General features: G+C 54.6%; 21 protein-coding genes. 19 read left to right on the top strand and 2 right to left on the bottom strand.

All coding sequences use genetic code 11. The features are described 5' to 3' along the window. Positions 1–4: 4 nt before the first annotated feature. The 5 genes from DWV16_RS03350 (at position 5) to DWV16_RS03330 (ending at position 5,342) form a co-directional block, all read left to right on the top strand. On the top strand, positions 5–2,197 hold the full coding sequence (locus tag DWV16_RS03350) for a bifunctional (p)ppGpp synthetase/guanosine-3',5'-bis(diphosphate) 3'-pyrophosphohydrolase (protein WP_118477776.1): 2,193 nt from the start codon (positions 5–7) through the stop codon (positions 2,195–2,197). A gap of 32 nt (positions 2,198–2,229) precedes the next feature. Then, positions 2,230–2,688, top strand: a complete 459-nt coding sequence (gene dtd, locus DWV16_RS03345; RefSeq protein ID WP_066459220.1) for a D-aminoacyl-tRNA deacylase — start codon at positions 2,230–2,232, stop codon at positions 2,686–2,688. 30 nt (positions 2,689–2,718) lie between these two features. Further along, positions 2,719–3,348, top strand: a complete 630-nt coding sequence (locus DWV16_RS03340) for an MBL fold metallo-hydrolase (RefSeq protein WP_118477775.1) — start codon at positions 2,719–2,721, stop codon at positions 3,346–3,348. Further along, the gene (gene hemZ / locus DWV16_RS03335; protein WP_118477774.1) at positions 3,345–4,793 is read left to right on the top strand and encodes a coproporphyrinogen dehydrogenase HemZ; all 1,449 of its coding nucleotides are present in this window, start codon (positions 3,345–3,347) and stop codon (positions 4,791–4,793) included. Before DWV16_RS03340 ends, hemZ begins: the two co-directional genes overlap by 4 nt. A 105-nt stretch (positions 4,794–4,898) precedes the next feature. Beyond that, positions 4,899–5,342, top strand: coding sequence for a zinc ribbon domain-containing protein (locus tag DWV16_RS03330; RefSeq protein WP_118477773.1), 444 nt, complete (start codon positions 4,899–4,901; stop codon positions 5,340–5,342). A 55-nt stretch (positions 5,343–5,397) separates the two neighbouring features. On the opposite strand, the gene DWV16_RS03325 is transcribed toward DWV16_RS03330, so the two are convergent. Continuing rightward, positions 5,398–5,853 (bottom strand): flavodoxin domain-containing protein, encoded by a 456-nt coding sequence (locus tag DWV16_RS03325; RefSeq protein WP_118477835.1) that lies wholly within the window; start codon positions 5,851–5,853, stop codon positions 5,398–5,400. A 210-nt stretch (positions 5,854–6,063) separates the two neighbouring features. Here DWV16_RS03325 and DWV16_RS03320 point away from each other — a divergent pair, with 210 nt between their 5' ends. Further along, positions 6,064–7,443, top strand: a complete 1,380-nt coding sequence (locus tag DWV16_RS03320) for an MATE family efflux transporter (protein WP_066459228.1) — start codon at positions 6,064–6,066, stop codon at positions 7,441–7,443. A 52-nt stretch (positions 7,444–7,495) separates the two neighbouring features. Here DWV16_RS03320 and DWV16_RS03315 read toward each other — a convergent pair whose 3' ends face one another. Then, on the bottom strand, positions 7,496–8,173 hold the full coding sequence (locus DWV16_RS03315) for a 5'-methylthioadenosine/adenosylhomocysteine nucleosidase (RefSeq protein WP_066459230.1): 678 nt from the start codon (positions 8,171–8,173) through the stop codon (positions 7,496–7,498). A gap of 122 nt (positions 8,174–8,295) precedes the next feature. Here DWV16_RS03315 and DWV16_RS03310 point away from each other — a divergent pair, with 122 nt between their 5' ends. From DWV16_RS03310 to DWV16_RS03245, 13 genes are all read left to right on the top strand, one after another. Continuing rightward, positions 8,296–10,038: a polysaccharide biosynthesis protein gene (locus DWV16_RS03310; RefSeq protein ID WP_066459232.1), complete on the top strand. Its 1,743-nt coding sequence runs from the start codon at positions 8,296–8,298 to the stop codon at positions 10,036–10,038. A 47-nt stretch (positions 10,039–10,085) separates the two neighbouring features. Further along, positions 10,086–10,925 carry a nucleoside triphosphate pyrophosphohydrolase gene (gene mazG / locus DWV16_RS03305; RefSeq protein WP_187116735.1) on the top strand — a complete coding sequence of 280 codons (840 nt, stop codon included), beginning with the start codon at positions 10,086–10,088 and terminating at the stop codon, positions 10,923–10,925. Positions 10,926–10,949: 24 nt separating this feature from the next. Next, on the top strand, positions 10,950–11,228 hold the full coding sequence (locus DWV16_RS03300; protein WP_066459234.1) for an HU family DNA-binding protein: 279 nt from the start codon (positions 10,950–10,952) through the stop codon (positions 11,226–11,228). Positions 11,229–11,300: 72 nt separating this feature from the next. Then, complete coding sequence (locus tag DWV16_RS03295; RefSeq protein WP_118477772.1) at positions 11,301–11,543, top strand: RNA-binding S4 domain-containing protein; 243 nt, start codon at positions 11,301–11,303, stop codon at positions 11,541–11,543. Between the two features lie 122 nt (positions 11,544–11,665). After that, positions 11,666–11,947: a YabP/YqfC family sporulation protein gene (locus DWV16_RS03290; protein WP_066459238.1), complete on the top strand. Its 282-nt coding sequence runs from the start codon at positions 11,666–11,668 to the stop codon at positions 11,945–11,947. 39 nt (positions 11,948–11,986) lie between these two features. Next, complete coding sequence (gene yabQ, locus DWV16_RS03285; protein ID WP_066459240.1) at positions 11,987–12,520, top strand: spore cortex biosynthesis protein YabQ; 534 nt, start codon at positions 11,987–11,989, stop codon at positions 12,518–12,520. 15 nt (positions 12,521–12,535) lie between these two features. Continuing rightward, the gene (locus tag DWV16_RS03280; protein WP_066459242.1) at positions 12,536–12,826 is read left to right on the top strand and encodes a septum formation initiator family protein; all 291 of its coding nucleotides are present in this window, start codon (positions 12,536–12,538) and stop codon (positions 12,824–12,826) included. A 67-nt stretch (positions 12,827–12,893) separates the two neighbouring features. Next, the gene (locus DWV16_RS03275) at positions 12,894–13,403 is read left to right on the top strand and encodes a S1 RNA-binding domain-containing protein (RefSeq protein WP_066459244.1); all 510 of its coding nucleotides are present in this window, start codon (positions 12,894–12,896) and stop codon (positions 13,401–13,403) included. Positions 13,404–13,467: 64 nt separating this feature from the next. After that, positions 13,468–14,619: an amidohydrolase gene (locus tag DWV16_RS03270; RefSeq protein ID WP_066459246.1), complete on the top strand. Its 1,152-nt coding sequence runs from the start codon at positions 13,468–13,470 to the stop codon at positions 14,617–14,619. Between the two features lie 2 nt (positions 14,620–14,621). Then, positions 14,622–15,458, top strand: a complete 837-nt coding sequence (locus tag DWV16_RS03265; protein ID WP_118477771.1) for a fumarate hydratase — start codon at positions 14,622–14,624, stop codon at positions 15,456–15,458. A 149-nt stretch (positions 15,459–15,607) separates the two neighbouring features. Next, positions 15,608–16,144: a ribosome hibernation-promoting factor, HPF/YfiA family gene (gene hpf, locus DWV16_RS03260; RefSeq protein ID WP_066459249.1), complete on the top strand. Its 537-nt coding sequence runs from the start codon at positions 15,608–15,610 to the stop codon at positions 16,142–16,144. A gap of 516 nt (positions 16,145–16,660) precedes the next feature. After that, positions 16,661–17,932, top strand: a complete 1,272-nt coding sequence (locus tag DWV16_RS03250) for a sensor histidine kinase (protein ID WP_118477770.1) — start codon at positions 16,661–16,663, stop codon at positions 17,930–17,932. Beyond that, the gene (locus tag DWV16_RS03245; protein WP_118477769.1) at positions 17,929–18,738 is read left to right on the top strand and encodes a response regulator; all 810 of its coding nucleotides are present in this window, start codon (positions 17,929–17,931) and stop codon (positions 18,736–18,738) included. Before DWV16_RS03250 ends, DWV16_RS03245 begins: the two co-directional genes overlap by 4 nt. Positions 18,739–18,842: the final 104 nt, after the last annotated feature.

Below are 18,842 nucleotides of genomic sequence, written 5' to 3'. Positions count from 1 at the left end.
CGCGATGAAATATTATGTGATAGATGAACTTTTGGAGAGCATCCAAAAGAGCGGAAAAAGCTATGACCGGGAAAAGATCATGGCTGCCTATGAGCTTGCATACGCGGCGCACGAAGGGCAGTGCCGTGTTTCCGGCGAGCCGTATATCTCCCACCCGATCGCGGTGGCGATCATTCTGGTGGACCTTGGCATGGACAGCGAGTGTATCACGGCGGCGCTTTTGCACGACGTGGTTGAGGACACCGAGACATCGATCGAACAGGTGCAGAAGCAGTTCGGCGAGGATGTCGCGCTGCTTGTGAACGGCGTGACCAAACTGGGCAAGATCAGCTTCACCTCCCGGGAGGAACAGCAGGCCGAAAACGTCCGCAAGATGCTGCTCGCGATGGCGCAGGATGTGCGCGTCATTATTATAAAGCTGGCCGACCGGCTGCACAATATGCGCACCATCGAGGTTATGCCGGAACAGAAGCGCCGCGATAAGGCGCTTGAAACGATGGAGGTCTACGCGCCGCTGGCGCACAGGCTTGGTATCCGCGCGGTCAAGGAGGAACTTGAGGATATCTCGCTGCGCTACCTTGATCCGGTCGCCTACCATGAGATTGAAAGTATGCTTGACCTCAAGAAGGCCGATCGCCTGCATTTTCTGGAAAAGATCAAGCAAAAGATCCGCGAGCGCCTTGAGAGCGAATACAGCGACGTCTATATCGACGGCCGCGTCAAGAGTGTCTACGGCATCTACCGCAAGGTCTATATCCAGGGGAAATCCTTTGAGGAGATCTTTGACGTCTACGCGGTGCGCATCATCGTCGATTCGGTGTTCGAGTGCTATAATATCCTCGGCATCATCCACGACCTGTTCCGGCCGATCCCGAACCGGTTCAAGGACTATATCTCGACCCCGAAGCCGAATATGTACCAGTCGCTCCACACGACGGTGATCGACAAGGAAGCAATCCCGTTCGAGGTGCAGATCCGCACTTGGGATATGCACCACACGGCGGAATACGGCATCGCGGCGCACTGGAAATACAAGGCTGGCATCACCGGCCGTGACAAGCTCGAGGAGCGGCTCGCCTGGATCCGCCAGCTCATCGAGAACCAGAAGGAATCTGACGACGTGGAGGACATCGTCCGTTCGATCAAGAGCGACCTGTCGCCGGAGGAGGTCTACGTATTCACCCCAAAGGGAGATGTTATCAGCCTGCCGGTCGGCTCGACCGTCATCGATTTTGCCTATGCCATCCACACCGCGGTCGGAAACCGGATGGTCGGCGCAAAGATTGACGGGCGGATGGTCGCGCTCGACACTGAGGTGAAAACCGGGCAGATCGTCGAAATTGTGACCACAAACGCCAAGGATCACGCGCCGAGCCGCGACTGGCTCAAGATCGTGCGCACTTCGGAAGCGCGCAACAAGATCCGCAACTGGTATAAAAAGGAGCGCCGCGAAGAAAACATCGTGCAGGGAAAAACCGAGCTCGAAAAGGAATTCCGACGCAACATGATCAATCTGCCAGAAGGCAAGGACAAAGAATTTCTCAGCATCATCGCCAAGAAACAGAAATTTGAAACAGTGGACGATTTCCTCGCGGCGATCGGGTACGGCGGCGTTCTGCTTTCAAAGATCATGCCGCGCGTCAAGGACGAATTTGTGCGGCAGTACCGCACAGCTGAGCCTGTGGACCCGACCGAGCGGGTGCTCACCAAGCAGCCGAAGAAGGGAAAGGGCGCCTCAAGCGGCGTAATTGTCGAAGGGCTGGACAGCTGCCTTGTGAAGTTTGCGCGCTGCTGCAACCCGCTGCCGGGGGACGAGATCATCGGTTTTGTCACACGGGGATTCGGTGTTTCGATCCACAAAAAGGACTGTCAGAACGTCCTTTCTTCGATCAGCGACCCAAATAACGCGGAGCGCTGGGTGAAGGCCGAATGGGCGATGGAATCGGCCAAAAAGGAGCATTTCAAGAGCACGATAGAAATTGTGACCGACGACCGCATCGGCGCGCTGGCCGATATTTCGGTGGCGCTTTCTTCGATGCGCATCTCTATTTCCACACTGATGGCGCGCGAGGTCAAACAGGGGATCAACATCGTGAGCGTGACCTTCACAGTCAGCGATATCGAACAGCTCAATTTCATTATCGGGCAGCTGCAGAAGATCCCGGGTGTGGAAAGCGTCACGAGGTCTGTGCAGTAACCTCCCTGAATAAACTTTTTAAAGGAGCTTTTATGAAAGCGGTATTGCAGCGTGTAAAAAGCGCGAAAGTGACCATCGCGGGAGAAACGGTGGGGGAGATCGGGCAGGGGCTCGCAATTCTGCTCGGCGTTGTGGACGGCGACGGCGTGGATGAGGCGGATTTTCTTGCGGAAAAAACAGCCAATCTGCGCATCTTTGAGGATGAAAACGGCAAGCTGAACCGTTCGCTCCTGGATATTGGCGGCGGGATGCTGGTGGTGTCGAATTTTACCCTCTGCGCCGATGCGCGGCATGGGCGGCGTCCGTCCTTCACCAACGCGGCCAGGCCTGAAACCGCCAATTCGCTTTATGAGCGGTTTGTGGCCGCGGCAAAGGATGCCGGCGCCGGCCTAGTACAGACCGGTTCTTTCGGGGCGGATATGCTCGTTTCGATCGAGAACGACGGCCCGGTGACCATCATTCTCGACACCAATGAGATCATGAAAAAATAAACGCATCCCATACGGACAGGAGGCATATGGATGAAACTTTATATCAAACCGGTCGGCCCGCTTGGGACCAACTGTTATATCGCAGCGGACGACAGCGGCAGATGCGCTGTGATCGACCCGGGCGCGCAGGCGGAAAAACTCATCTCATTCATCGAGGCAAAGGGCCTCACGCCGGAATATATTCTGTTCACCCATGGGCATCACGACCATATCGGCGCGGCGAAAGCGGTTGCGGAGAAATTCGGCTGCAAGCTGGCGATCGGGGAAAACGATGCGGAGCAGCTTGCCGACCCGGCGAAGAGCCTCGCACGCTCTCATGGCATGGGCGGCGCATATGTGATGACCCCGGATGAACTGCTGAAAGAGGGCGACGCCATCACAGTGGGTGAGCTGCGCTTTGAGGTTTTTGATACCCCGGGACATACCCGCGGCGGTGTGACCTACCGGTGCGGCGACCTGCTTTTCACCGGCGACACGCTGTTTTTGGAGGACATCGGCCGCGCCGACCTCTACGGCGGCGACTATGCGACCGAAATCCGTTCGGTTAAAAAGCTGGCGGCGCTCGACGGTGACTACCGGGTGCTGCCTGGCCATGGCCCGGAGAGCACCCTTTCCCACGAGCGTAAGTATAACCAGTACCTGCGGGAAACAATCGAATGATTCTGTATATTGAAAACCACACATTTGGTTACGAGCTGCAGCGGGTGGCACAGATGTTTTTCCCAGGTGAGAAGGTCACGGTGAGCGAAGGCGCGCCGCCCGCGGACGACAGGGACAGCCTCTGTACACGGCTTGCGGACGGCCTGCTCTTGGCCGAATGCCGCCGGTGGGGGCTTTCGGAGTTTGATGACCTGTCGCCGGCCGACCAGCCTGCGGATATTGAACACAAGTTCGGCGTGCTGCTTTACCAGATCCTTTCGCGGGCGACCGGCATCCGGCCGCAATGGGGCGTTCTGACCGGCATCCGACCGGTGAAACTGTTCCTATCGCGGATGGACGCGGGCATGGACGAAAAAGCGCTGCGCCGTCATTTCATTGACGGCTGCCTTCTGAGCGAAGAACGTTTTTCGCTCGTGCGGGAGACCGCGCTGGCCGAACGGCCGCTGCTCGCGCGTTCGACGCCGGACAGCTTTTCGCTTTACGTCTCGATCCCGTTCTGCCCGACCCGGTGCGCTTACTGTTCATTCGTGTCCCACACGGTGGAAAAGGCCGCGAAGCTGATACCAGATTATGTGGACCGGCTCTGTGAAGAGCTGATCCATACGGCAAAGATCGCTTCCGACCTGCATCTCAAGCTGCGCACTGTCTATTTCGGCGGCGGCACGCCGACGACCCTTTCCGCCGCGCAGCTTGGACGGGTCATGGGCGTGATCGCGGATCACTTCGACCTGCGGGAGCTTTGGGAATACACGGTGGAGGCCGGCCGGCCGGATACGATCGACGCGGACAAGCTCTCGGTCATCAAGGCGGCGGGCGCGGATCGAATCAGCATCAACCCGCAGACCCTTTCGGATAAGGTGCTGGGGGCAATCGGCCGCAAACATTCCGCCGCCGAGGTGCGCGACGCCTTTGCGCTGGCGCGGAACTGTGGTTTTGACAATATCAACATGGATCTGATCGCGGGTTTGCCGTCTGACACGCCGGAAGGGTTCCGGGCAAGCCTCGACGGTGTGGCCGCAATGGAGCCGGAAAATGTCACAGTGCACACGCTGACTGTCAAACGCGCTGCGCGGCTGGCTTTTGAGGAGGCGAAAAGCGAGCTTATGCTTGTAGGCGGCATGGTGGATTATGCACGGCGAACGCTCGCAGCGGCAGGATATGGGCCGTATTACCTCTACCGGCAGACCGGGTCGCTTTCGAGCCTTGAAAACGTCGGGTACGCCAAGCCTGGCAGAGAAGGGCTCTACAATATCTATATCATGGACGAAACCCACACGGTCCTTGCGGTAGGGGCGGGTGCGTCGACCAAACTGCGCCATCCCATGACAGGGGAGATCGAGCGGATTTACAACTACAAATATCCCTATGAATACATCGCCCGGCCTGAAGCCGCGCGGGAACGCAAGGATCGGGTCCGCGCCTTTTATGGACAGGGCGGGATCTGACAGGATCTGTGATAAAAGTTTACATTTTGCAGGTCATCGGTCCCTTGTATTGGCAGATGCGGTAGGGTATAATGTAACTAGAAAAATAATGGGAGGTCAACATAGATGAGCGGATTTGACGAACTGTTTTTGAAAGCGAAAGAACTGGCCAATGTGGCCGGAAACAAGGCGCAGGAACTGACCGAACTGGCAAAGCTGCGGATGCAGGCCACCCAGCTCAAGTCGGATATTGACGCGAATTACCTGAAGCTCGGTGAAATTATCTATGAGCTCAATAAGGCGGGTGCGGAGAATGAGGAACTGATCGACATGTGCATTGCGGAAATCACTGCACAGCTTGAGGAACTCGAGGCGCTCAACGCAAAGATCGATGAGATGAAAAACGTTGTAAAATGTCCGAACTGCATGGCGGCAAATCCGATTGGCGCGATTTACTGCGCGCGGTGCGGCGCGGCCCTGAAGACGGAAGAGAAGGCGGAGGAGCCTGCCCAAGAGGAACAGCCCGCTCCGAAAACAGATGCGCAGGATACGTCCGGCGCGGAGGAATAAACCGCGGTTTGAAAAGCGAAAAAGGCTTCGTCCCATGGGACGAAGCCTTTTTGTATCAAAGAAAGTGTAAAACCTGCTCCCGCATAAAATCGATTAAATCGTCGGCATCCTGTTTTGATGGGCGTCCTTTTGCAATGCCGCCAATCAGCTTCCACGGCCCGAAGGTATCGTACCCCTTACATTGGAAGGTCCCCAGGACCTGCAATCCCTTTTCACGCAGAGCCGCTTCAAATTTTGCGGCATATTTTTTCCCGCCGCTCCCGCTCGTATAGGCAAGGAAGGTTTTGGGGGGAAGAAACGGGTTTTGCGCCAGATAGGCATCGAGCGATTTATGGAAAGCGGACATGTAAATGCCGGATGCGAACCCGACTGCTTTGTAATGGGACAGATCCAGCGGGCAGTCCTGCGCGGCGTCATAGAGGTCGATTTCGAGCATCTGCGCGGCTTTTTCCAGCAGCTTTTTGGTGTTTCCGTGGTGGACCGATGCATAGACGATTGCAATATCAGCCATTTTTTCCTCCAGATCCGGATCTTCCGGCGGCATATTTGGGGTGCGGGACGGACGGGGCCAGGCCGGCGCCCTGCGGCTATGATACCACACCGTCCGCCGGTTTGCAAGGCAGGCCCCCTGGTGCGCGGAGCTTTCTGGAAAACAGTTTCTTTTTCTATGCGGCTATGTTATAATATATTGCCACTTATAGAAAAGAGGATTGGAAAAGGAATGGAAGAGAGAAAAGAAAATAAGATGGGTGTCATGCCGGTCGGGCCTTTGCTGCTGAGCATGTCGCTGCCGATTATCGGTTCGATGCTGGTGCAGGCGCTTTATAACGTTGTCGACAGCGTCTTTGTGGCGCAGATCAGCGAAAACGCACTGACTGCTGTTTCGTTGGCGTTTCCGGTGCAGAACCTGATCATTGCGGTGGCGGTCGGCACAGGTGTTGGGATCAACTCGCTCCTGTCCCGCAAGCTGGGTGAACGCAATTTTGCCGATGCAAACGCCACCGCGGAAAATGGTCTGCTGCTCGGATTGCTCAGCGGGCTGGTTTTTGCGGTGGCGGGACTGCTCTTTGCCGAGCCCTTTTTCCGCATGTTTACCGACAATGCGGAGATCGTTTCGATGGGAGCCGATTATCTGACCGTCTGCACGGTGATGTCGTTCGGCGTGTTTATGCAGTTTGCAGTGGAACGTATTATGCAGGCCACCGGCAATACGATTTTTTATATGCTCACCCAGGGCGGCGGCGCGATCACCAATATCATCCTGGACCCGATTTTTATTTTCGGGCTCTGCGGTATGCCGAAAATGGGGGTAAAAGGCGCCGCGATCGCGACGGTGGCGGGCCAGATCTTTGGGATGGCGCTGGGGCTTGTGCTGAATCATTTCTACAACCGGGAGATCAGGCTTGACTTCCGGCATTTTCGTCCAAGCGCGCGGATTATTGGGGAAATCTACAAGGTTGGCGTCCCTTCGATCATCATGCAGTCGATCGCGACGGTGATGACAATTGGGATGAATAAGATCCTCATTCCGTTCACCGAAACCGCCGCTGCGGTTTTCGGTGTCTATTTCAAACTGCAGAGCTTTGTTTTTATGCCGATTTTTGGACTTAACAATGGCCTTATCCCGATTGTGGCGTATAATTTTGGGGCGCGCAAAAGGGATCGGATCACAGCGGCCGTCAAACACGGGCTTTGCTATTCGACCTGCATCATGGCAGTGGGGACGGTGATATTCCAGATTTTTCCTAGGCCGCTTCTCCAGATTTTCAATGCATCCCCGGCGATGCTCCAGATCGGCGTTACAGCGCTTCGGATCATCAGCATCAGCTTTTTGGGCGCGGGAATCAGCATTGTCTTTTCCTCGGTGTTCCAAGCGGTTGGAAACGGGATGTTCAGCCTGCTCATGTCGGTGACGCGGCAGCTGGTCGTCATCTTGCCGGTAGCGTGGCTGATGGCAAAATGGATTGGGCTGGACGGCGTGTGGATCGCCTTTCCAGTCGCGGAGATCGCTTCACTTTTGATGGCGCTTGCCATGTACCGTTCGCTTTACAATAACCGGATTCGTGACCTTGTTCCGCTGGAAGAAACCGGCTGGGTCTAAAACGGTTCCAAAACATAGAAAAGTGCGCTTATTTTTAAGCGCACTTTTTTTGTCAGATCCGTTCAATCAGGGCAAGGGTGAGCTTTGCACAACGTTTGGCGGCATGTCCGACAAAGGTGTCATAATCCATATCCCCCTGGTCGTCCGCGCCGTCCGAAATGCACCGTACGATTGCAAACGGCACCTCGTTTAGATAGCAGACATGTCCCACCGCGCAGCCTTCCATTTCGATTGCGTCCGCGCTGGTCGCGGAAAAGATCCGATCCTTCACGGCGGAATCGGTGACAAACTGGTCCCCGGAGGTGATCCGTCCGGTGATGCAGGGGATCTGCTGTCCGGCGCAGATTTCCTGAACGAGCGCCTGCAAGCGTTTGTCCGCCTTGAAACGTCCGCAGCGCGGGAAATAATTTTCGAGCAGCCGTTCTTCCAGATCGTGATAAACAAGTTCGTCCGCAACCACGATGTCGAGGATATGCAGCCGTCCGGAAAGCGCGCCCGCTACGCCGCTGTTGAGAAAGTAGTCGGGCCGGTAGCCGGAGATGATCGCCTGCGTGCAGGCAGCGGCGTTTACCTTGCCCACGCCGCACAGGGAGGCGACCACCCGTTTTCCGCCATATTCCGCCACATAGAAAGTGAAACGCCCGGAGGTTTCGGTCTTCCCATGGGAGCAGGCCTGCTTGATGAGATCAAATTCGCTGTCCATTGCACAGATAATGCCGATTGTAACCATGTTTTTGCATCCTTCCAATTGTTCAGTGGTATCATTTTAACCGATCAAGCCGGGGAATGCAATCATAATTGCCGCTGTGCGTTCATAAAGCTATATTATCTTTTTCAGGCGGAGGGAAACGGATGAACCAGCAGCACAAACAGGGCTATCTGTACGGCACCATGGTGCTGGCGGCGGGAACGATGACTGTCAAAGTGATCGGGGTACTGTTCAAGATCCCGCTGACCAATATCCTCGGCGGTGTGGGCATGAGCTATTTCAATGTTGCTTATGACCTCTATTATCCGCTTTATGCGCTGTTTGTGTCGGGCGTACCGGTAGCGGTTTCAAAGCTTGTGAGCGAGAGCATCGCTTGCGGGCGTGCGCGGGACGCGCGCAGGCTCCTGCGTGTTTCCGCAACCGTATTTGTCTCAATTGGGAGCTGCGGAACAATCCTGATGTTTGTTGGGGCGCGCTGGTTTGCCGGCCTGGTTGACAACCCGGACGCCTGTTATGCCATCTGGATGCTTGCGCCCGCACTTTTTTTCGGCTGTGTGATGGCGGCTTTCCGAGGCTACTGGCAGGGGCTGCAGGACATGGTCCCGACCGCGGTCTCGCAGATTGTGGAAGCGGTGGCCAAGCTTATTTTTGGGCTGGCGCTGGCCTATCTGATCACCCTGGCCGGGATGCGTGAATTCGCACGGGCAGGGACGGTGTTCGGGACGGCCTGCCCATCGTCGGAGCAAGCGCAGCTCGCGGTGCTGCCGTTTGCGGCGGCGGGAGCGATCCTTGGCGTAACCCTCAGCACGGTTTGCGGCGCGCTTTATATGGTGGCGCGCCACAAACTGGGAAAGGTGGGAATCAGCAGCGGCCAGTGGCGGGCCGCGCCGCACAGTTCCCCGGCCGGGACGCTGGTGCGGCGGCTGCTGGCAATCGCCCTGCCGGTCTGTGTGGCATCGGTCATTGCGAATCTAACCACATTCATCGATCTTATCTCGGTTATGAACCAGCTGAATGAAGCGATTGCGGAAAACGCCCCGCTCATCACCGGGATGTATGCGGGAGCGATCCCGGAAGGGGTGGGGCTCGATAAGCTCGGCTCCTACCTCTACGGCTGCTATTCCGGCCTTGCGGTTCCGATTTATAATCTGGTGCCGTCGCTGACCACGACGATCGGAGTGAGCCTGCTTCCGGCGGTTTCGGCGGCATGGGCCTCCCGCGACCGTGTCCGCCTGACCCGCAACGTTTCCTCCGCTCTGCGCATCGCGTCGCTGATCGCGATGCCCGCGGGTTTTGGCATCTGCGCGCTGGCGGAACCAATCATGCACCTGCTCTATTTTACAAAACCGATGGAGGTTGCCGTGATCGCGCCCGCACTGCGCGTCATGGGGATCAGCGCGATCTTTGTGGCGCTTTCGCTGCCGGTCAACGCGATCCTGCAGGCGCTCGGCCATGCGGATCTGCCGGTGAAGCTGCTTTTTATCGGCGGGCTTCTCAAGCTTGCAATGAATTATCTGCTGGTGCCGGTTCCGCAGCTCAATATTCAGGCAGCGCCGATTGGAACACTGGGGTGTTACGCATTTGTTCTGCTGGTGAGCCTGTGGGTGCTCATCCGGACAACCGATGTTGAAATCCCGGTAATCGGGGTATTTGGCAAGCCGCTTTTTGCCGGAATTTTGTGTGGAATTGCGGCAAAATTAAGCTGGGAAATGTTGGCAAGTTTGCTTCCGGAGCGGCTTTCGACGCTGGTTTCCATCGGAATTGGGGGCATTGTGTACCTATTTATCATATTATTCACAAAAACATTGACAAAAGTCGATTTTTTAATGGTGCCGGGCGCAGAAAAGTTTGCGAAGCTACTTGAAAAGCTGTCCCTTTTAGGGTAGAATACTAATCGTAGCTGTAAAAGCGGCTGGGAAAGGACTTTGAGCGGATGCCGGTGGATTTTCAGAAGAAAACTTCGTATGATATAAACGACCTCGTTGCAATCATGAAGCTGCTGCGTTCGAAAGACGGGTGTCCTTGGGATGCAAAGCAGGATCACCACACCATCCGCAAGAACTTCCTGGAGGAAACCTACGAGGTTTTGGAAGCGATCGACACGCAGGACGCGGAGCTGCTCAAAGAGGAACTCGGGGACGTGCTCCTGCAGATTGTGTTTCATTCCCGCATTGAGGAGGAAGCTGGCCGTTTTGCGTTTGACGATGTCTGTGACGGAATCTGTAAAAAGCTGATCCTGCGTCATCCGCATGTGTTCGGTGAAACGCGGGTTTCCGGGACCGACGAAGTCCTCACAAACTGGGACAAGATCAAGGAAGCGTCAAAAGGGCAGACCACGGCGGCAGAAACGCTGCGGAGCGTTCCAGCGGTATTCCCGGCGCTGATGCGCAGTGAAAAGGTACAGCATCGCGCGGCAAAGGCGGGGTTCGATTATCCGGATACCGGTTGGACGATACGGGTTTTGGAAAGCGAGATCGCGGAGCTTAAGGAGGCGGTCGCACAGGGGAATCAGGCGCATATCGACGAAGAGCTGGGAGACCTCTTGTTCGCGGCGGTGAATGTGGCAAGGTTCGTGGGCAGCGATCCGGAGGACGCGCTCGCAAAATCCTGCGACAAGTTTATCGGGCGGTTTGAGCGGGTGGAAAAGCTGGCGAAAGAACGAGGCGTGGATATGAAGGCTTCGTCCATCGAAATACTGGACGGGCTCTGGAAGGACGCCAAAAACAATAAGGACGTATTATCACAGGCAAAATTGTCTGAAGATATAAATTAAAATTATATAACGGAGGTCATTAATATGACAAAAGCAGAGCTTATCAATGCGGTTGCAGAGAAATCCGGGCTTTCCAAGAAGGATAGCGAGAAGGCAGTCGGCGCGGTTGTAGACGCGATCACCGATGCGCTCAAAGCCGGTGAGAAGGTCGCACTGGTCGGTTTCGGCACCTTCGAGACCAAGAACCGCAACGAGAGAAAGGGCATCAACCCGATCACCAAAGAGGAGATCACCATCGCTGCTGCGACTGTTCCTTCCTTTAAGGCTGGTAAGGCTCTGAAAGACGCCGTTGCTGGTAAATAAAAACATTTATTTGGGAAAAAGGGACCTGCCGTATCAAAGATGCGGCGGGTTTTTTCTTTGGAAGGAGGCCCTATGAGGCTTGATAAATATCTCAAAGTAACCCGCCTGATCAAACGCCGCACAGTTGCGAACGAGGCGTGCGACGCGGGCCGGATCGTGGTGAACGGCAAGGTTGCCCGTGCGTCCTACGACGTGAAGGAGGGCGACCTCATCGAAATCAATCTCGGACAGCGACCGCTCAAGGTCAAGGTGGTCAAGGTGAGCGAATACGCCACCAAAGATACCGCTGCCGAAGGGTACACGGTTGAGGAATAGATCTGAAAGCAAAGCCGCCGGCATCTGCCGGCGGCTTTTTCCATGGGATTGTCCCGCGGGCGGTATATGCGGCGCGGCGCGCGCATAAATATTAGGGAATATCGTTATGGGAGGAAGCGGACATGGCGGAAGAGAAAAAAATTCCAACGCAGCACAATATCATTATGGAAGGCCGCAAGCGGCTTACCATTTCGGGCGTCACCGATATCGACAGCTTTGACGAACAGACGGTGGTCCTGTTTGTCGAGACCGGGGAACTGGAAATCCGCGGAGAGGGGCTGCACATCAACCGGATCGATGTGGACACCGGAGAACTCAACCTGGAAAGCGAACGGATCGACGCGCTCAGCTATGCGGACAATCATCCGGTACGGGGTGGTATTTTCGGCAAATTATTCCGGTAAAGCGTGGTATGATCGATTTCACGAGAGGAAGGGGATCGAATGGAGATCACGATTGCCGGACAGACCTGGATGTTCCTGTCATCGATCGTGCTGGGGGCGCTTTTGGGCGTGTGCTATGATATCTTCCGGATCATCCGGATCGCGGTCTATAACCCGCCCGCCGTGGTGGTGGCGGAGGATGTGCTGTTTGCAGGCATCTGCACGGCATCCACCTTTTTGTTTTTCATCATGATGGACTGCGGACAGATCCGGATGTTTGTCCTGATCGGGGAAGTTGTTGGTTTCACACTTTATTACTGCACGGTCGGTGCATTCATCATTGGGGTCAGCCGCAGGATCATTGCAGGCGTCAAATGGGTATTCCAGACCATCTGGCGGCTGTTGATCGCACCGGTTTGGCGCCTGGTAGAAAGAATTGGAAGATTTTCAGGTAGAATCATGAAGAATTTGGCAAATTGGCTAAAAAACAAAGCGAAAAATTCCAGGATGCACTTGAAAAAGCACAGCAGTTTATTGTATAATCTAAGAAAGCCGCCGAAATGGAAGCGGCAAAGGAAAAAGGTTGAGGGGTAGGGCAAAAAGCAGGATATGAAAACGACAAGAGCGCGAAAAAAGAATCTGTTGATCCGTCTCTGTGTATTTGCATTTACTGCATATGTCGTGGTTTCTCTGGTATCGCTGCAAATGGAGATTACCTCCAAGCGCAGTGAACTGGCCGGCCTGCAGACTCAATTGGAGGCGCAGCAGACCGCGGTGAAGGATATCGAACGCCAGCTCAGCTATGGTGACGACGAGGATTTCCTTGCCCGGATCGCGCGCGACAAGTTGGATATGGGCCGTTCGGACGAGCGGGTCTTTCGTGATGCCTCCGGTTCCTGAAGTATTCTATCGCGGATGCGATTCATGTATAAAACACCAGATCGTTAAGGAGGCAGCGTAACAGACTATGCAGCTTGAGGTTGGCAGTATTGTAGAGGGAAAAGTTACCGGCATTACCAAATTCGGGGCGTTTATCGAGCTACCAGGCGGCAAAACCGGAATGGTACATATTTCGGAGGTGGCTTCGTCTTACGTCAAGGAGATTTCCGATCATCTTTCCCAGAATCAGATGGTTAAGGTGAAGATTATCGGTATTACACCGGAAGGAAAAGTGAGCCTCTCGATCAAACAGGTCGCGCCTGCACAGCCCGTGCAACAGCCTGCTTCACGTCCTTTCAATCAGAATGGGCCGAATGCGCAGGGCGGCGAACGCCCGCAGCGTCCGGCTTTCCAGCGCCGTCCGCCGCGCGAGGTTTCCTATGGGTTTGACCGCCGGCAGGCCATTTCCAGTGAGAATATGTCCTTTGAAGATATGATGAGCAAGTTTAAGCAGACCAGTGAGGACAAGATCTCCGACCTGAAGAAGTACACGGACGTCAAACGCGGGACTTCCCGGAACAGGAACCCGCAGAGATAACGCAATGGAGAGGCGCTTCGGCGCCTCTTTTCGTGTATAAAAAAGGAAAGGCTGGGAATATGTTATGGTTATCATAAACGCAGATATCCGCACGATGGCTGGGAAAGATTATCCGTGGGGATATATCCAAATAGATGGAACAAAGCTCGGCGCGGTCGGCCCGATGCAAGCGTGTCCAAAGGACCCGGAAGTATTCGACGCGAAAGGCGCGGTTGCTTTGCCGGGGCTTATCGACCCGCATAGCCACATCGGCATGTGGGAGGACGGGCTTGGCTTCGAAGGCGATGACGGCAACGAGGATACCGATCCGTGCACGCCGCACCTGCGCGGCATCGACGGGGTGAACCCGTTCGACCGCGCCTTTTCGGAGGCGCTCGACTGGGGGGTGACCACCGTTGTCACCGGGCCGGGAAGCGCCAATCCGGTGGCTGGGCAGCTTTGCGCCGTCAAGACGTACGGCCGCAGGGTGGACGATATGGCGGTGAAGGCGCCGCTTGCGATGAAATTCGCGCTGGGTGAAAATCCCAAAACCAGTTACCATGAAAAGCAGCAGGGCCCGGCGACCCGTATGGCGATTGCGGCGCTTATCCGGGAGCAGCTTCATAAGGCGCAGAAATACCGGCAGCAGATGGACGAGGCGGCGCAGGATGAAGAGCTGGACGAGCCGGAATACGACGCGAAATGCGAAGCGCTGCTGCCGCTCCTGCGTGGGGAAATCCAGGCGCATTTCCATGCGCACCGCGCGGACGACATCTTTACAGCAATCCGCATTGCGAAGGAATTCTCGCTCGACTACGTGATCATCCACGCGACCGAGGGACATCTGGTGGCCCAGGAGCTTGCCGCCGAGCGTGCATCGTGCATTGTCGGGCCGCTCATTGGCGCGCGCACCAAGCCGGAGCTTGCGAAAGCGGACGCGGCGGGGGGAGGAATCCTTACAAAAGCGGGTGTGTCGGTCGCAATCTGCACCGACCATCCGGAGGTGCCGCAGCGGTATCTGCTCATGAGCGCTCAGCTCGCCGCCGATGAGGGGATGGACCCGCAGGCGGCGTTAAGAGCGGTCACCTGCGAGGCGGCGCGGATGGTACGGCTGGAAAACCGGATCGGCACGCTGGAGGCTGGCAAGGACGCGGACATCGTGCTTTTTGATGGGGAACCGATGCAAACCCATGCGAAACCCGTGGCGGTGTTTATTGACGGAAGGAAGGTGCGGTAAAGATGCGTGAAATCGATCGGAAATTGGTGATTGAAACGGTGAAGGAGCTGTGTATCGAGGCGAACAGGATTCTGCCGGAGGATATGAAGGACTGTCTGCGGGCGGCCTGCGGGCAGGAGGAATCCCCGCTCGGCCGGGAGGTGCTCGGCGACATCGTCCGCAACTTTGAAGTGGCGGAACAGAAGCAGATACCAGTCTGCCAGGACACCGGCATGGCAGTTGTATTTGTGCGCCTCGGGGAGGACGCGCATGTCAAAGATCTGCCCGGTGCGGTGAATGAAGGGGTCCGGCGCGGCTATCTCGACGGGCTGCTGCGCTGTTCGGTCGTGAGCGATCCGCTGAGGCGGGTTAATTCCGGCGATAACACCCCGGCGGTTCTGCATCTGGAGATTATACCGGGGGACCGGCTCGAAATCACGGTGGCGCCAAAGGGCGCGGGCAGCGAAAATATGTCCGCCATTAAGATGATGACCCCGGCCGCGAGCGAGGAGGACATCATCAACTTTGTGGCGCACACGGTTGAAACGGCGGGCGGTACCCCCTGCCCGCCGGTCGTGGTTGGCGTGGGGATCGGCGGGAATTTCGAAGGCAGCGCTCTGCTTGCGAAAAAGGCGCTCTGCCGCAGCACGGCTGTGCGCAATCCGGACCCGCTTTACCGGGATCTGGAGGAACGGATGCTAGAAGCGGTCAACCGCACCGGTGTCGGCCCGCAGGGCTTTGGCGGGCGTGTGACCGCGCTGGCGGTCAATATCGAAGCTGGCGCGACCCACATCGCATGCCTGCCCGTGGCGGTGAACATGGGGTGCCATGTGACGCGGCACGCGCACAGGGTGCTTTGATGCCGCCCATATATTGTGTCTAAAAAGTAAAATTTGGCATACCTATTGTAAAATCGACGAATGTGGTGTATACTATAGACAAGAAATCTAGCCACTTTGTTAAAAACAGGGACAAACCTGTTTTGATATAACGCAAAGGGGTTGAATGTATGAACGTCACCATTACAGCGCGTAAGACTTCGGTTCGTGATTCTTTTAAGGATCGGATCGAGAAAAAACTCCAGAAGCTCGATCGCTTTTTCGATGACACTGCGAAGGCGATCGTGACCGTGACCAATGAGGGTGACCGGGAAACAGTGGAGGTAACAATTCAGTCGCAGGGGATGTTCTACCGCGCGGAGAAAACGACCGCGGACCGCTTTGATTCGCTGGAGGCCGTTGTGGACTCCCTGTTCCGCCAGATTGTAAAGAATAAAAACAAGCTTGGCAAACGCCTGCGTGCATCGGCGTTTGACCCATCCAATCTGGAAACCGGAGAACAGGAGGAGAGTCCGGTGGGTGAGTATGAGATCGAACGCGTCAAGCGTTTCGTCATGCGCCCGATGGATGTCAAGGAAGCGATCCTTCAGATGAATCTGCTGTCCCATGAATTCTTTGTTTTCCTCAACGCGGAGACCAATGAGACCAATGTTGTCTATAAACGCCACAACGGAACCTATGGTGTGCTGGAGCCCACAAAAGGCTGATAGATGGAAAATAGAACCCCCGGGCCCAATACAAGTGGTCATAAAGACAAATTGTGAACCGAGGGTTTAAGGTAATCTAAATACAAAAAAACAAAGGCGCGTCAAGAGTAATTTTGGCGCGCCTTTGCTTTTACAAATTAAATATATGACAAATGGTTATTAGCGCATATTTGTTAGATAATTGGGTATCTGTCCTTTCTCATGAAAACCTTGAGTGTGAAAAAATTATTGCAAAAGGATCAGCGTAAGTTGTTTTCTTGTGCATATTCAAATATTCGTATATAATATAGTTCATATCATTATGTTTATGGAGGTTGAGCAAGTGCGCGGCTATATTTCAATTCGAGAAGCCTCCTGCAAATGAGATGTTTCAGAAAGGTGAGTAACACAATATTGTGCAGCGGAGCGTATTCCAGGTGTTTCGTACTTTGGGCGATTATGGTGCATTCCTGCCAATGCCGAAAAGTTCACTGATCCACAAAAGGCGAAGTACTTCCGCAAAGGAGATATAACACTTTGATCGGCAAAAGAAAAATGCAAGATAGACTGAATTACTGGCGTTATCTGGGATACAGCAAGGAAGTTCTTGCTCTCTATGACAGCCGGGTCGCGGCAGACAATCTGCAAATATTAAGCGGCGCGCTTGCTGTCGCGGTATCCGTAATTCTGCTGGAGCTGGCAGTTGTAAATTGGGGAGTGATCCGGATGGCGGGCACCGCAAACGTAGTTTCCCTGCGTAGCTCCGCAAAGGTACTCATTATGGCGGCCGTTGTCTGTGGCGCTATGCTTCTTGTTACTAAGGGAGTACGCCGCAGACAGCCGATGCCCTTTTATTCCAGAATACTTACCACGCTTTTTCTTTTCATATGGGTCTTGACATATAATATGATAGGTACGGTCCTTTATCCGCAAGATTGTGCGGTGATTGCCTGCGGAATGCTTTTGCTGGTACAGGTTGTTTTTGATTCATATCCGCTGGAGAACTTAGCGTTTGCCACCTTCGCCTATCTGCTTTTTATCACAATGAGCTTTCTTGTCAAGCCGTTTGAAATTTTTATTTATGACATATTTAACGCCATGCTCTTTTATCTGATTGGTGGATTTCTCTCGTGGATCAAATCTCGTTCAAAATGGTCGGCACTTATTCATGCGGATGCTATGGTGCAGTTTGAAACACAGAAGCTTGAAAACGAATTGACACAATTCCGTATTGTCGTCATGCTCAGCCAAATACAGCCGCATTTTCTCTATAACGCCCTCAGTTCCATTCAATGCTTATGCAGGGACGACCCAGCTGCGGCCGAAAAGGCTACCGCGGACTTCTCCATGTTCCTGCGGGGGAATATGGACTCGCTGACGATGGACAAGCCTATTGGCTTTGCCAAAGAATTGGAGCATACCAGGCATTATCTTTCGCTGGAAAAACTGCGTTTTCCGGATAAGCTGCATGTGGTCTACGATATCAGAACCACCTTGTTCCATCTGCCCACGCTGACCTTGCAGCCGATTGTAGAAAATGCCGTGCGCTACGGGGTCACAAAAACCAAAGTGGGCGGCACGGTGAAAATCTCCACCCGCGAGACGGATACGGCCTTTGTTCTGACTGTGGAGGACAACGGTGCGGGGTTCGATCCGATGAAACATCATGACGATGGACGCACCCATATCGGCATACAAAACGTCCGCGACCGCCTTGCCCGCATGAGCGGCGGTACGCTGACGGTTGAAAGTACACGGGGTGTTGGCACGGTTGCCGTGATTACAATTCCGAAGGGGGAAACGCCATGATTTTTTATGCAGTAGACGACGAGCCGCTTCAGCTGAAAATGCTGACTCGTGCGATTACCGACGCCGAGCCGAACTGCGAGTTGCACAGTTTTACCTATGCCGAGGAGCTGCTGACGGCAATGGACGAAGGATGTTCTGCCCCGGAGGTCGCATTTCTCGACATTGAGCTGCCCGATATGGGCGGATTGGAGCTGGCGTACCATATCAAGAAGCGAGCGCCGAAAACAAATATTGTGTTTGTCACCGGTTTTTCTCAGTATGCGCAGGAGGCCTATGCGCTCCGGCCCAGCGGTTACGTGATGAAACCGGTGTCCAAGGAAAACATTCGGACTGAGCTGGAGAATCTGCGCCATCCGCCTGATCGAACAGTCCCCAATAAGCGGATTCGCATTCAATGCTTTGGCTCGTTTGAAATTTTTGTGGACGATGTACCGGTATCCTTTAGCCGGACGAAATCCAAGGAGCTACTGGCTTATTTGGTTGACCGGCGCGGGACCAAATGCACGGCGGGAAAGCTGGCGGATATTCTGTGGGACGACGGGCTATATGACCGTTCACGGCAAAAGCAGATTGCCGCTTTTCGCAGTGAAATGATAAAATCGCTGAAAAAGGTGGGCGCGGCTCATATAATAAATGAAACAAACGATTCAATTATCATGGATCCGGAACAGTATGATTGTGATTACTATATGGCGCTGGCAGGCGACACGGTTGCAATCAACAGCTTTAACGGCGAATACATGACGGACTATTCCTGGGCGGAATTTACAGCGGCTGCATTGATGTCAAAGTTCGGTGAACAATAGTCGCTTCGATACAAAAAAATTTACGTAAGCCCTCGATTTCACAAGAAATCGAGGGCTTTTTGTTGTCGTTTTGTTGTCATGGCTCATTAGAATAATATAAAATG

The organism is Anaerotruncus sp. AF02-27 (genome assembly GCF_003465835.1).
Lineage (GTDB): Bacteria > Bacillota > Clostridia > Oscillospirales > Ruminococcaceae > Anaerotruncus > Anaerotruncus rubiinfantis.
This window is presented reverse-complemented; position numbering and strand designations above follow the sequence as displayed.

What these genes read in the sequence shown, in the direction of transcription:
- mazG (WP_187116735.1), top strand. Translation starts at nt 10,086, where the DNA reads ATGCCGGTGGATTTTCAGAAGAAAACTTCGTATGATATAAACGACCTC.
- DWV16_RS03315 (WP_066459230.1), bottom strand. Translation starts at nt 8,173, where the DNA reads ATGGTTACAATCGGCATTATCTGTGCAATGGACAGCGAATTTGATCTC.
- DWV16_RS03275 (WP_066459244.1), top strand. Translation starts at nt 12,894, where the DNA reads ATGCAGCTTGAGGTTGGCAGTATTGTAGAGGGAAAAGTTACCGGCATT.
- yabQ (WP_066459240.1), top strand. Translation starts at nt 11,987, where the DNA reads ATGGAGATCACGATTGCCGGACAGACCTGGATGTTCCTGTCATCGATC.
- DWV16_RS03310 (WP_066459232.1), top strand. Translation starts at nt 8,296, where the DNA reads ATGAACCAGCAGCACAAACAGGGCTATCTGTACGGCACCATGGTGCTG.
- hpf (WP_066459249.1), top strand. Translation starts at nt 15,608, where the DNA reads ATGAACGTCACCATTACAGCGCGTAAGACTTCGGTTCGTGATTCTTTT.
- DWV16_RS03295 (WP_118477772.1), top strand. Translation starts at nt 11,301, where the DNA reads ATGAGGCTTGATAAATATCTCAAAGTAACCCGCCTGATCAAACGCCGC.
- DWV16_RS03340 (WP_118477775.1), top strand. Translation starts at nt 2,719, where the DNA reads ATGAAACTTTATATCAAACCGGTCGGCCCGCTTGGGACCAACTGTTAT.
- DWV16_RS03265 (WP_118477771.1), top strand. Translation starts at nt 14,622, where the DNA reads ATGCGTGAAATCGATCGGAAATTGGTGATTGAAACGGTGAAGGAGCTG.
- DWV16_RS03300 (WP_066459234.1), top strand. Translation starts at nt 10,950, where the DNA reads ATGACAAAAGCAGAGCTTATCAATGCGGTTGCAGAGAAATCCGGGCTT.
- dtd (WP_066459220.1), top strand. Translation starts at nt 2,230, where the DNA reads ATGAAAGCGGTATTGCAGCGTGTAAAAAGCGCGAAAGTGACCATCGCG.
- DWV16_RS03280 (WP_066459242.1), top strand. Translation starts at nt 12,536, where the DNA reads ATGAAAACGACAAGAGCGCGAAAAAAGAATCTGTTGATCCGTCTCTGT.
- hemZ (WP_118477774.1), top strand. Translation starts at nt 3,345, where the DNA reads ATGATTCTGTATATTGAAAACCACACATTTGGTTACGAGCTGCAGCGG.
- DWV16_RS03320 (WP_066459228.1), top strand. Translation starts at nt 6,064, where the DNA reads ATGGAAGAGAGAAAAGAAAATAAGATGGGTGTCATGCCGGTCGGGCCT.
- DWV16_RS03350 (WP_118477776.1), top strand. Translation starts at nt 5, where the DNA reads ATGAAATATTATGTGATAGATGAACTTTTGGAGAGCATCCAAAAGAGC.
- DWV16_RS03325 (WP_118477835.1), bottom strand. Translation starts at nt 5,853, where the DNA reads ATGGCTGATATTGCAATCGTCTATGCATCGGTCCACCACGGAAACACC.
- DWV16_RS03245 (WP_118477769.1), top strand. Translation starts at nt 17,929, where the DNA reads ATGATTTTTTATGCAGTAGACGACGAGCCGCTTCAGCTGAAAATGCTG.
- DWV16_RS03270 (WP_066459246.1), top strand. Translation starts at nt 13,468, where the DNA reads ATGGTTATCATAAACGCAGATATCCGCACGATGGCTGGGAAAGATTAT.
- DWV16_RS03290 (WP_066459238.1), top strand. Translation starts at nt 11,666, where the DNA reads ATGGCGGAAGAGAAAAAAATTCCAACGCAGCACAATATCATTATGGAA.
- DWV16_RS03330 (WP_118477773.1), top strand. Translation starts at nt 4,899, where the DNA reads ATGAGCGGATTTGACGAACTGTTTTTGAAAGCGAAAGAACTGGCCAAT.